This window comes from Myroides sp. A21, assembly GCF_000807225.1.
GTDB lineage: Bacteria > Bacteroidota > Bacteroidia > Flavobacteriales > Flavobacteriaceae > Flavobacterium > Flavobacterium odoratimimum.
This window is the reverse complement of the sequence record NZ_CP010327.1, coordinates 2,721,548-2,733,753: the sequence shown is the minus strand read 5'-3', so window position 1 is coordinate 2,733,753 and position 12,206 is coordinate 2,721,548. Positions and strand designations below refer to the sequence as shown.

The following is a 12,206-nucleotide window of genomic DNA, read 5'->3' as shown; positions in this document are numbered from 1 at the left end:
TTCTATTTTCAAATATACCAGATAAACTCCTATTAAATTATCCACCTTTGCTCTTATAGCGTGTACATTATGGAAAACAATACTATTGGATTAAAGGAATTGGCAAAAGTATTTTTTAAACTGGGTTGCTTAGGCTTTGGTGGACCCGCTGCACATATTGCAATGATGCAACGAGAAATAGTTGAAAAGAGAAAATGGCTAAATCCACAGGAATTTCTAGAATTAATTAGTATCACTCATCTAATCCCTGGACCTAATAGTACAGAGCTTGCCATCCATATTGGTTACACCACCAGAGGCTGGAAAGGACTGTTTATCGCTGGTATATGCTTCATATTTCCTGCAGTAGTACTGACTTGCATACTAGCCTATTTTTATAAACAATATGGACAACTTCCTGAAGTAGAAACCTATTTATATGGATTAAAGCCCTCCATCACTATTATCATCCTTCTACTTGTATTTAAATTAACGACTCAATTTATCACTAAACCCAAATCGATAATACTCACTTGTGGAGTGTTTGTACTTTCTTTAGCTGGGTATAGCGAAATGACCTTACTATTACTTACTTTAGCCTTATCTCTATTATACTATACATACTGCCGAGTAAGTAGAAACCACCTTCCTTCTTTTATCCCCTTATTAGCAATCCCTTACACGGGATATCACGCTGATGTGAATATAAAACTCTTTTGGATCTTTTTAAAGATAGGTAGTGTATTATACGGAAGTGGTTACGTCTTATTTTCGTTTATTGAAACAGAACTAGTTCATAAAGGTTTATTGACAAGAACTCAACTCATAGATGCTATTACAGCAGGTCAGATAACACCTGGCCCTGTCTTTTCTTCAGTAACCTTCGTTGGTTATCAAATAGGAGGTTGGTCAGGTGCTGTTTTTTCTACTATTGCAGTATTTATCCCTTCATTCCTCTTGATTTTGTTAATTACTCCTATCGTGCATTACCTAAAGAGATCTAATCTTTTTCAGCTAATACTAAAAGCAGTGAACATCACCTCTATTGCTCTTATTGCTTCTGTCTGTATTAGTCTAACTTCAGAGAGTATTAGGGATAAAAACGACTTTATAATCGCTCTCACTATATTATCTATCAGTCTTTTTTTCAAAAAGATAAACACTGGCATACTTTTACTCATAGGATTAATTCTAGGAAAGCTACTCCTATTCCTTGCTCCCTACTTCTAGCACGACTCCCACTCTGCTATAGTTGTAATACCACTCTGAGCGATATCTCCTAACTTTACTTTAATCTTAGCATCTAAAGGTAATAGTAGATCAACTCTAGAACCGAACTTAATAAATCCCATTTCCTCACTTTGTTTAGCAATCTTACCTATCGTAAGATAATTGACAATACGATTGGCTAAGGCACCTGCTATCTGTTTAGCCAAGACCTCTCTTCCACTTTTATGCTTATACACCACAGTATGACGTTCATTAGCTGTTGAAGACTTCGGATGCCAAGCCACTAGGTGTTTTCCCTTGTGATACATACTATATAACACCTCCCCTTCTATTGGATTTCTATTGACATGAACATTCAAGACACTCATAAAAATAGAAACTTGAATACGCTTATCTTTAAAATACTCATCTGCTTCTACTTCTTCTATTACAACCACTTTTCCATCACAAGGAGCTAAGACCAAGTTGTCGTCTTGTATCAACACTCTTGACGGGATTCTAAAGAAAGAAATAACCAATGCTATAAGAATCAATGTGACTATAAAAATAGCTAATTGTAACAACCAAAAACGAGGACTAATCAATTCATAAGACAATATATTAACCATGATAAAAGTACATACTCCTATCAGGATAGATCCTTTTCCTTCTTTGTGTATTCTCATAAGTATATTGATTTTTAAAATTGATATTATTGTTTTTAATAGATAAAGTACTATATATATTTATCTAAAAAGAGTACTTGACTACCCAACAGTGTAGTCAAGTACATAACTTCACTTGCGATTAGTAATAATAAAGTTGTAAAGAAAAAATCATCTTGATTATGCTAGTAAACTGTTTTTAAGTAAATACATCTTCATTCCACAAGTAAAATTCAATAATTAGAGAACTAGTATTGTACTAGTAACAACATAACTAATTCACTAATTGACAAAACAAGTTCTATTACTGAGTTGAGGTTCTGACTGGATTCGAACCAATCTAATGACTATTGCGTAGTCATGCCTATCCTCTCGGCCACAGAACCTTTTGTTTACCCTCTTATATTGAGGTTCTGACTGGATTCGAACCAATCTAATGACCATTGCGTAGTCATGCCTATCCTCTCGGCCACAGAACCTTTTGTTTACCCTCTTATATTGAGGTTCCGACTGGATTCGAACCAATCTAATGACTATTGCGTAGTCATGCCTATCCTCTCGGCCACAGAACCTTTTGTTTACCCTCTTATATTGAGGTTCTGACTGGATTCGAACCAATCTAATGACCATTGCGTAGTCATGCCTATCCTCTCGGCCACAGAACCTTTTGTTTATCCTCTTATATTGAGGTTCTGACTGGATTCGAACCAATCTAATGACCATTGCGTAGTCATGCCTATCCTCTCGGCCACAGAACCTTTAATACTATCAATGTATCTTACCTTTTCTTCAGTTTTTCAATTACACTTAATACTCCTTCTGTTATGAAAATCAATTCTTCCTCAGTCAACTCCGTATGTATAGGTAATGACAATACCCTAGAAGTCAAATACATTGTATTAGGCAAATTATACTCTCTATCTTTTAATGTTTTAAACATCTCTTGTTCATGACAAGGCACAGGATAATATATCATACTAGGAATGCCTAACTTTGCTAGTTCTTCATGTACCTCATCTCTATTCACCCCTTCTAGAATCATCGTATATTGATGAAAAACATGGTGACTATAATCTGGTACATAAGGAGTAATGATATTAGAACTAGCCTTAAAAGTTTGGTTATAATAAGCAGCTGCTTCTCTCCTTTTATTGCAGTAGTCATCCAAATATTTTAATTTCACATTTAAAACTGCTGCTTGAATAGAGTCTAAACGACTATTCACTCCTACTATTTCATGATAATAACGTCTCTCCGAACCATGATTACAAATCTTACGCATAGTATGAGCTAATGAATCATCATTAGTCATAATCACTCCACCATCGCCATAAGCACCTAAGTTCTTAGAAGGAAAAAAAGAAATACAACTGATTGTTCCCATTGTTCCTGTTTTATAAGAAGTACTTCCTTGTTTATAACTTCCTCCTATACTCTGAGCGTTATCCTCTATCACTGCAAGATTATACTTATCTGCTATTGGCATAATCTCTCCCATATTAGAACATTGACCATACAGATGAACAGGTATAATAGCTTTCGTTCTCTCAGTTATCGCTGCCTCCAGGCTCTCTTTATTAATAGTAAATGTATCTTTATCTACATCTACGAATACTGGTGTTAATCCTAATAGAGCAACTACTTCTACCGTTGCAACAAAAGTAAAGGATGGAGTTATCACTTCATCACCTGGCTTCAAGCCTAATGCCATCAAGGCGATCTGTAATGCATCTGTACCATTAGCACACGGGATCACATGCTTCACACCTGTATAGGTTGCTAGATTATCTGTAAACTCCTTCACAGCTGGTCCATTGATAAAGGTACTCGTTCTAATCACTTGCTCAATTCCCTTATCTATTTCTTCCTTTATTTTTTCATATTGACGTTGTAAGTCAACCATTTGTATAGTACTCATTGTTTATCCTCTTGCAGCTCCAATCCAATTAAAATTCTATCATTTCAATTGCTATTCTAAGCCTTATTCTGTGATACAAATGTATATTGATAATAACACACCTACCTAGTCCAGTTTTTACAAATACTCCCTATAATCTATCTCTTGGTTTCTATAGATTTTTGAACTAGATTGATTTGGGGTGAGTCCGTACTGTGTCCGTTATGAGTCCGTAGTGAGTCCGTTATTCTAAACAAAACAACGGACTAAATACTGATTCATCTCTTTACCAATTCACTCTTATACAAAACAATACTCCTACAAAATACTTACTACACAGAATCATCCAACAACTACTATTTACTTCATCTACATAGCCTAAAGATCAATATTTAGACATTATAACACTTTATCTCACCTACTTCCTTACATAAAAACCTAATTTGATTACAATTCTTCAAAGTTTAATTACACTCCACCTTCTTCTAAAGGGATAAAAACAAATCTTTGTCTTGTTAATTCTAAATCTATAGTGATGACTACTACAAATAATATAAGTTCTATTTGGGTGAATAATCGGCACAAAAGAAGCCTACTGGATTTCCTTATGTTTTGGAAAAAAAGACCTTGTCCACATGTCAAACTCCCTACTCCCCTACACCTTATAGAGTCGTGTAAAGGATTAGTATTAAACAACCTGAAGGTCAAGTCTATTCTATTTTCAACAGATATTGCCTTAATAGAAAATAACGATGCAGATGCTATTCTTGCAGTGTACCCATTTGCTCCCTCACAGAATATTATTAAAACCTTAATTGAGTTTTCTAAGAAACCTGTTATTTGTGGAATCGGTGGAGGTATTACTCAAGGGGACTTTGCCATTACCATGGCTAAAAAAGCAGAAGCTTTAGGCGCCGCTGCAGTCATAGTCAATCAACCGTTTAAAAATGAAGATATCGCTGAAGTAAAGAAGCATATCAATATTCCTATTATCTCTAGTGTATCAACCCTCAATTTTGATTTTAAATCACGTATTGAAGCAGGGGTAAGCTGTTTTAATGTTACAGGTGGAGCAGACACTCTAAAAATAGTAGATTATATTAAAACAACCTATCCTAATATAGCTGTGATCTCTACTGGAGGTAAAACAAATGAATCACTTCAAAATATAGCACAAAAAAAGGTAAATGCTATCATTCTTACTCCTCCATCTAATGGAGAACTATTTCGCTCTATTATGAATGGTTATAGAGAACAGTGATTATTGTGATAAATGAAGTACATAGACCTGTTCGCCGTCTTTTACAACCCCCGTATTGACAAAGCCACAAGAGGTATACAGTTGGATCGCTCTCACATTACTCTCATCTAATCCGAGATAAAGCTCTTGGACAAGTTCTCTAAGTCGTATTTGTTCTAAAAAAACTTCAAATGCTTTCTTCCCATATCCCTTACCTTGATGTTGGTAATCAATCATAAATCGCATGATCCAATAATTGTCATGGTCACGATCATAAGGGCCCGACATAATAAAGCCTATTAATTCTTCATCACTATAAATAGCCTGTGGCTCTAAATTAGGATAAAACTTAGACTCTGCTATAGATACTGCATTGCCACAGATATACTCCTCATCAAAAGTAGGTTTACCATCTTTATTAGTCGTTAGCAGACCTACTTCATAGTAGTTATCTGCTGTTACTTCTCTTAATGTGATTCGCATATATATGGTCTTCTATACTGTAATTATTCCTTCACTAAAGATAACAGCACAACTCTTAATAATCACTTTATCCTCTGTCAACTCTACTTCCATACTACCAGTTCTTTCAGAACACTGAAATGCTTTCAGTACCTTTTTGTCTAATCTGATGTACCAATACGGTGCTAAAAAACTCTGAACAGCCCCAGTCACTGGATCTTCATCTGTACCTGACCAAGGCCAAAAATATCTATATTCATAATCATATCCCTCTATACAAGAACTCGCAGTGACCACCACTCCATTAATCCCTGTATCAATATTTCTTAATCTATTAAAATCAGGAGACAAGGCTGCTAGTTCTACACCATCTTGTATCTCTACCATGACGATATTATGTTCTTTATTATATCCACAGCTCAACACCTCTTTTATACCTAGTGCATCTACTATCTCTTTTGATAAAGTCGTGTTCTCTACCTCTAGAAGCGGAAAAGACATTTCTATATTCACTCCTTGCTTGTACACTTCTACTGTATAGCCTGAGTGTGTATTAAATATAATCTTATGTAACTGCTCTTCTCCACTAAAAAGTGCTTTGGCAGAAGCCATAGTAGCGTGTCCACACAGTGGAATCTCCATCTTAGGAGAGAAGTAACGAATGCTATACTTATTATCTGTAAGAGGCATCACAAATGCCGTCTCTGAAAAACCAAATTCTTTAGCGATAAGGATCATTTTTTCCTCAGAAATAGGTTGTTCTAATAAACATACTCCAGCTTGGTTTCCTTTAAAAAGTTCTGTTGTAAATGCGTCTACTATAAATGATTTTATTTTCATGAATATTGTACTTTCGATAATTAACTAAGAATGAGCCAATAGAGATATAGTCCTCTCTAAGCCTCCTTTCTCCAATAACGCTCAATATGCAACGAAAGTATAAAGTTTCTATTATTCTATATACTAAAAGCTACTGAGTCAACTAAAAAGCTGATTCAATAAGCTTATTGAGTACCTCAAAAAGTCAAAAGTCAACTACACATAACAGAAATAGTCTTGTTATAGAAACAAAGTTCGTTAACCTCAACTCTTTCTATACTCATTAGGTATCTGTCCAATATAGCGCTTAAAATACCTACAGAACAAGGATGCATCTGCAAACTCTAGCTGATCACGTGTTTAACAGACAGAAAAGTGGTGTTTAAATACTCTTTAGCTTTGTTTATAACTGCAAAACCTATCCATGACTTAACTGACTTACCAGTTCTCTTCTTGATTAGTGAACTTAGATGCTGTAGTGTTAAGTGTAGATGTGTGGCATAAAAAGAAACATTGCGTTCTACCACTCCATATTCATCGAGAAGTTCAAAGAAACAATCCATAATATCATTAACTCTATTCTTCTGTAAGTTTTCTTTTAAAGTCATAGAATAATACGACTTTGACACTACTGTAATCAAGGAGTAAATAAGATACTGTAGCATCTGTTCTAACAAATGAGTCTTAAGTAGACTATACTGTTTTTCTGATAAGTAAAGACAAGTCTTCAATCAGTTCGCTATCTTGTTTATTAGGATAAATAATAAGCTTATCTAAGACCTCTGTATTGTTCTTGATTAAATTACGACTTTGCTATTGATAATTTGTACTTTGCTATCACTCTCTAATCTTTTTAAGGTACGAATAACTGTTTCTACTCTTAACCCAGTCAAATCTGCAATTTGTTGTCTAGTCAGATCAATGGTCAGTGGACGAGAAGTTTCTTCCACAGCTTGTTGATGAGACTTTAGATAGTTTAGCAGTGTCATAATACGATTATCAGGATCTTGTGAAGCGATATCAGGTGCCATAATAGACTTATAATATAAGCGTCTAGACAAACTCTTATTCATAGCTAAAGACACCTCATTATTTTGTCTCATCATTTCATAAAAATCACCTTTAGGCAATTGAATAATCTTCGCATTGCTCACGGCTATTGCATTGGCAGGATAACGCTCTTCTATAAATAGAGGTGGCTCTCCGAAGCTCTGTCCAGATGTAAAAATATTCTGTATAAACTCTCTCCCATCAGCACTAAAGTTATTCATCTTTACCTTGCCTGACACAACTTGATAATAATGACTAGGGTAATTCCCTTCTTGAAAGATAATTTCATTCTTCTTCACTTCTCTTATTTCAGCTCCATATTGCATTAACAGTTCTATCGTAATCATATTGCCTTTTAAATATCTACCTTATATACTTATATTGATATCCAAAGCTACTAATAAACTATAGATGCAAACGCTAAAAAAAAGCGAAAATACACTTAGTATTTTCGCTTAAAAAAATATAGACTTACATCCAATATTGTCAATTAACTATTTCGAGTTAAACAGATGCTGGTGTAAACTCTTCATAGAAGATCTGATCTGCACTGATATTTAGAGCTTTTAAATCACGAAGTTGCTTCTCTAAGAAAGGATGTGGTCCACATAAATAGTAATCTGCTTCATTCGTAAACTCATATCCCTTAATCGTAGATAAATCAACAACTCCTTGATAAGTTTCTATATCTTCAGCCACCTGATCTAGACTGTCGTAAAAGAAGATTGGCTTCACCTGAGAACAGTTATTCGTAATATAGCTTAGTTTATTTCTAAATGCCTGTACCTCTTGATTTCTACACCCGTGAATCCACACAATATTGTGATTTACCACTCCACTTAATTCTAATGCCTCTAGCATTGATAATAAAGGCGTCTGCCCTATTCCTCCACTGATAAACACTTTATCTCTCTGGTTCTCCTTTAGCACAAAGTTTCCTGACGGAGAACTAATTTCTACAGTATCTCCTTCATTAATATGGTCATGCAGATGATTACTAATCATACCATTCATATCGATCTCTTTTCCTAGTTCGCGTTTGATAGATATTCTATAGTACTCGTTATTAGGAGCACATGATATAGAATATTGTCTGATCTGCTCTAGGCCTATTCGTTCTAAAAAGACTTTAATACTGATATATTGTCCTGGTTGATGCTGTACAACAGCACTCCCATCTGCTGGTACCAAATAAAAGGAAGTAATCTCTCCAGACTCTACTACCTTACTCTTCACAGTGAATGCTTTCCACCCTATCCAGTTATTCGCTTCATTCTCCTTAGCTTGATAAATCTTATGTTCGTGTCCTATCATGATATCTGCTAATTGTTGATAAGCCACTGCCCAGGCTTGTACGATATCTTCTGTCGCTGCTTCACCTAGTACCTCTTTTATAGACGCTAGTAGATGAGTTCCTACTATTTCATACTGTTCTGGCTGTATTGATAAGCTGGCGTGCTTATGCCCTATTAGATCAACTACAGGCATTAATCGCTCTGGCTGTGAAATATTTTCTGCATAGCCAAGTACTGCCATCGCTAAAGCCATCTGTTGTTTGCCAGCACGTTGATTCCCCATATTAAATACATTCTTTAATTCTGGGTGATATTCGAACATTCTCAAGTAAAAATGTTTTGTTAGTTCTAATCCCTTCTCTCTTAGCAAAGGTACTGTTGCCAAGATTAATTGTTTTTGCTCACCTGTTAACATGTCTTCGTTGTTTTATAATGTTACAGCCAAATATAGAAGCTTACCTACTACGCATTTTATGACTGCAGTCATAAGAAATAGAGTTTATTCTTTTTCTCCTAAGATTAAAGTTTGTAGAGAAGATTTAAAGAATGAATAGAATATAATCGATGGCTAATCCCTGCTCATTTGACATAAAAAGACAATAGCGCTTCATTTTTATGAATTATTTAATTTACAAAGCTATATAATAGAATAATTCTAAATAATATAACTCTATTTAGAATCATTATAATTAAATAGCTATATATTAATTATTCATAACTCAAATTAGTTAAGAAAAATAATACTACTAACTATCAACACATTAGCCAAAAGACGCACAACCCTACTATTTAACTAAATTTTATATACTGATATAATATATACATTTGCATCACTATTTAAATTAAGTCCAAATAATGAAACTACTATCTAATGTAGAAAAGTCGCTCTCACATCACTTTATCTACATATTTCTTCTTTTACTAGCAGGAAATAGTGTCGCCCAGAGTTCTAAAGTATTTAAAGGAACTGTTGTTGATTCTAATAATCAACCTTTAGAATTCGCTACTGTTATATTAGATAACAATGAAGTTTACTACACTAATAATCAAGGAACATTCTCTTTTTCTACTAAAAAAGACTTTGAGCCATTCAGTATTAACTACGCCAATAAGAAGTCTATTTACATTAAAGACCTCAAAACTTTTACTACTTACAATAATCGTTTTCTATTAGTTGATTTATCTATTACACTAGACGAGATTAATATAACAGCACCTATACTTAAAGCACAGTCTGGATCGAACTCAGCAATAGTAATAGACAAAGAGAAAATTAGTGAAGTACAAGCATTCAGTTTAAAAGATGTATTAAATACATTACCTGGTCATGCTACAGTGGCGCCAAACCTAAATACTGCACAGACCATAAACCTTAGAGGCGCTAGCTTTGATAAATTAACGGGAGGAACACTTCAGCAAATGAACAACTCTTTTGGAGTAGCTATTATCGTAGATGATGTAACTATCTCCAACGATGCCAATATGCAAACGCGTAGTTTAAATCAATTTGGATTAACAAATTCTTCTAATACAGGTAGTATTGCCAATCTTACTTATCAAGGGGTTGACTTACGTGAAATTCCAGTAGAAAATATTGAAAGTATAGAAGTGGTACAAGGTGTTGCCTCTGCTAAATATGGGGAATTAACTGACGGAGCTATTATCATCAATAAACAAGCTGGGAAAACACCTTATAGTTTTACAACTAACATTAATAGAGGAGCCACTTCATATAGCTTATCTAAAGGTTTTGGACTTCCTAACAAATGGGGGGCTTTAAACCTATCTATGAATTACTCTAAAAGTAACAATGACCCTAGAGATAACATTAAAGAATATAATCGAATCAATCAAAGTATTCTTTGGACTAAATCATTCTCACCACGTGTCAAAAATAATTTAAGTCTAAGCTTTAGCAAACGACTAGACGGTGTTAGAGAAGATCCTGATGATCAACAAAGTCGAAAACTAAAAGCAACAGATGAGTTCTTTAGATGGTCTAATAGAACGAATATACAATTCAATTCTAGAGCTATTAAATCTCTTAACCTCAATATTAATGGTTCTTATGGAATAAGTAATACTTACAACCAAGAAAGAATAAACAAAGGCCCTTTTCCTATAGCCAACAGAGATACTACAGGTGTGTATGAAGGCTATTATGTAGATGGTAGATATATTGCTATTGAAGAAATACAAGGAAGACCTCTTAGTTTAGGATCTACCTTAAACATTTCCTCTGATGCTTTTGGAAATAAATTTGAACACTTAATCACAGCAGGAGTATCTATTAACTATCACGATAACTTGGGTAAAGGAACTATTTATAAAGCTGATCAGCCTAGATGGTTTCAAAATAACAACCAGAACGAACGTCCTTATGATTTCAGAAAAAATGAAGGTCAAGCTAACTATGGAGCCTACATTATGGACAACTTTAAATGGTATTTATTCGATAAACCATTAGAAGGGAATCTTGGATTCCGTATGGATGTACAAAATAGCAAAGCTAGTTATCAACCTAGAATAAACTTAGCATATCAGGTTTCTCCTAGCAGTAGGATTACTATGGGATATGGAATAGCTACTAAGGCACCATCTCTAGCGCACCGCTATCCTGCTCCAATCTGGTTAGACTTCCCGCTGCTAAACTTCTTTGATGATTCTAATATCAACAATAGTTTATACTTGGTTAAAACAGTAAAAATAGAAAATAATAACAATCACCTTAAACCGTCTCAATCTACACAGTTCGAATTGGGATATACCTTTAGTAATAAATTCTTAACTAATAGCTTCTTTGGGTATTTTAAGGATAATAAAAATGGTTTTGGAGTTAAAAAGGAATACTTCCCAATCGATGTACCTGAATACAAAATAATTGGAGAATTAGAGAAAGGAAAAACTATTCAATATGAAGCTACAGGAAACTATAAAACCTTAACAAACTATAGTATACGTCATATGACTAATAGTGTACGCTCTAAATCTTATGGTTTTGATTGGACTATTGCTACTCAAAAGATCAAACCTTTAAACATGTATTTGTCTTTGTCTAATAGTCTTTCTTATAGTGAATATTATGATCAAAACCCAACTTATAACGAAGTCTCTGAAGAAAGCTACAAACAAGATTATGGAGTGTATTACACTGTTTTTTATCCTGCAAAAACTAAATCGCTATCCTTAATGAGCAAACTAAGATTGACTTACCACATTCCTAAAATAGGTTTTATAGTAACGATGAACAGTGATATTTTTTGGTTTAGAAAAAGCTTAAATACAGAACAGAAATACGCTAATGAATATTTAGACATTGCCATGCAACCTATCCAAGTAGAACTTCCTGAAGATATTAAACAGACTATTTCTACTGCTGGTAGCAACTATGAACAACCTACATTTTATGTCATTAATCTAAATGCCACAAAAGAAATACGTAAAAACATAAGAATAGGAATCAACACCTATAACTTCTTTAATATCAGAATAAACAAAGAAAAAAAGTTATCTGATGGAACAAGGTCTATTATTAACTATAACGCTCCATTTAGTATAACAGGATCGATATCAATTAAATTTTAAAACAA

10 protein-coding genes and 5 tRNA genes are annotated in these 12,206 nt (G+C 34.1%); 3 read left to right on the top strand and 12 right to left on the bottom strand.

Translation table 11 applies throughout. The features are described from left to right. Positions 1-69 precede the first annotated feature (69 nt). A complete protein-coding gene (gene chrA, locus MYRA21_RS12265) occupies positions 70-1,209 on the top strand; it encodes a chromate efflux transporter (protein WP_006259250.1) in 1,140 nt (379 codons plus the stop codon). On the opposite strand, the gene MYRA21_RS12260 is transcribed toward chrA, so the two are convergent. The 7 genes from MYRA21_RS12260 to MYRA21_RS12255 all read right to left on the bottom strand — a co-directional run bounded on the left by MYRA21_RS12260 (position 1,206) and on the right by MYRA21_RS12255 (position 3,756). Beyond that, a complete protein-coding gene (locus MYRA21_RS12260; RefSeq protein WP_006259251.1) occupies positions 1,206-1,874 on the bottom strand; it encodes a phosphatidylserine decarboxylase family protein in 669 nt (222 codons plus the stop codon). The genes chrA and MYRA21_RS12260 overlap by 4 nt on opposite strands. 294 nt (positions 1,875-2,168) lie before the next feature. Next, positions 2,169-2,239: transfer RNA gene (locus MYRA21_RS19065), tRNA-Cys, on the bottom strand. A 22-nt stretch (positions 2,240-2,261) separates the two neighbouring features. Further along, positions 2,262-2,332 (bottom strand) — tRNA-Cys (locus MYRA21_RS19060). Positions 2,333-2,354: 22 nt separating this feature from the next. Further along, a tRNA-Cys gene (locus MYRA21_RS19055) sits at positions 2,355-2,425 on the bottom strand. A gap of 22 nt (positions 2,426-2,447) precedes the next feature. Continuing rightward, a tRNA-Cys gene (locus MYRA21_RS19050) sits at positions 2,448-2,518 on the bottom strand. A 22-nt stretch (positions 2,519-2,540) separates the two neighbouring features. Further along, positions 2,541-2,611, bottom strand: a tRNA-Cys gene (locus MYRA21_RS19045). Between the two features lie 20 nt (positions 2,612-2,631). Next, positions 2,632-3,756, bottom strand: a complete 1,125-nt coding sequence (locus tag MYRA21_RS12255) for a DegT/DnrJ/EryC1/StrS aminotransferase family protein (protein WP_006259252.1) — start codon at positions 3,754-3,756, stop codon at positions 2,632-2,634. Between the two features lie 601 nt (positions 3,757-4,357). Between MYRA21_RS12255 and MYRA21_RS12250 the strand changes: the two genes are divergently transcribed. Next, positions 4,358-5,011: a hypothetical protein gene (locus tag MYRA21_RS12250; RefSeq protein ID WP_230493105.1), complete on the top strand. Its 654-nt coding sequence runs from the start codon at positions 4,358-4,360 to the stop codon at positions 5,009-5,011. On the opposite strand, the gene MYRA21_RS12245 is transcribed toward MYRA21_RS12250, so the two are convergent. The 5 genes from MYRA21_RS12245 to hmpA all read right to left on the bottom strand — a co-directional run bounded on the left by MYRA21_RS12245 (position 5,012) and on the right by hmpA (position 9,031). Then, positions 5,012-5,473 carry an N-acetyltransferase gene (locus MYRA21_RS12245; RefSeq protein WP_016649588.1) on the bottom strand — a complete coding sequence of 154 codons (462 nt, stop codon included), beginning with the start codon at positions 5,471-5,473 and terminating at the stop codon, positions 5,012-5,014. Positions 5,474-5,485: 12 nt separating this feature from the next. Then, positions 5,486-6,292: a PhzF family phenazine biosynthesis protein gene (locus MYRA21_RS12240; protein ID WP_016649589.1), complete on the bottom strand. Its 807-nt coding sequence runs from the start codon at positions 6,290-6,292 to the stop codon at positions 5,486-5,488. 323 nt (positions 6,293-6,615) lie between these two features. Continuing rightward, positions 6,616-6,879 (bottom strand): AraC family transcriptional regulator, encoded by a 264-nt coding sequence (locus tag MYRA21_RS18660; protein ID WP_051130910.1) that lies wholly within the window; start codon positions 6,877-6,879, stop codon positions 6,616-6,618. Positions 6,880-7,068: 189 nt separating this feature from the next. Then, the gene (locus MYRA21_RS12230; RefSeq protein WP_016649591.1) at positions 7,069-7,668 is read right to left on the bottom strand and encodes a Crp/Fnr family transcriptional regulator; all 600 of its coding nucleotides are present in this window, start codon (positions 7,666-7,668) and stop codon (positions 7,069-7,071) included. A gap of 157 nt (positions 7,669-7,825) precedes the next feature. Beyond that, positions 7,826-9,031, bottom strand: coding sequence for an NO-inducible flavohemoprotein (hmpA, locus tag MYRA21_RS12225; protein ID WP_006259258.1), 1,206 nt, complete (start codon positions 9,029-9,031; stop codon positions 7,826-7,828). Positions 9,032-9,471: 440 nt separating this feature from the next. Here hmpA and MYRA21_RS12220 point away from each other — a divergent pair, with 440 nt between their 5' ends. Beyond that, positions 9,472-12,201 carry a TonB-dependent receptor gene (locus MYRA21_RS12220; RefSeq protein WP_006259259.1) on the top strand — a complete coding sequence of 910 codons (2,730 nt, stop codon included), beginning with the start codon at positions 9,472-9,474 and terminating at the stop codon, positions 12,199-12,201. The last annotated feature ends 5 nt before the right edge of the window (positions 12,202-12,206 follow it).